Here is a 307-nt window from a genome sequence, read left to right on the forward strand (position 1 = left end):
GAGGCCGAGTGCGTAGGGAACCCGGATCGCGTAGTCGGTACGTTCTTCCTTCTGGTTCGGAATCCCGATGATCGTAAACGGTGCTGGCGCAGGCGCGGTTTCCCATTCGGATTCGATCGCGGCCAGCTTGACCTGCTGGACTTCGCCCGTGCGGTAGCCGGATTCGTCGCCGAGCACGATCACGCACAGCGTGGAGGCAAGGCCGAAACCGGCGGCGATCGCGAACGAGCGCAGCGCGAATTCGGTGTCGCGGCGCTTGAGCAGATACCACGACGACACGCCGAGCACGAACATCGAGGCCGTCACA

The 307-nt window shown here is 63.8% G+C and carries 1 protein-coding gene; it reads right to left on the minus strand.

Annotation, left to right across the window (positions count from 1 at the left end; translation table 11 throughout):
• Positions 1–307 (minus strand): cytochrome ubiquinol oxidase subunit I (locus P0D68_RS35560; RefSeq protein WP_408303752.1); only part of this gene is annotated, 307 nt, incomplete at both ends.

The sequence above is a fragment of the Paraburkholderia sp. RL17-380-BIE-A genome (genome assembly GCF_046028085.1).
GTDB lineage: Bacteria > Pseudomonadota > Gammaproteobacteria > Burkholderiales > Burkholderiaceae > Paraburkholderia.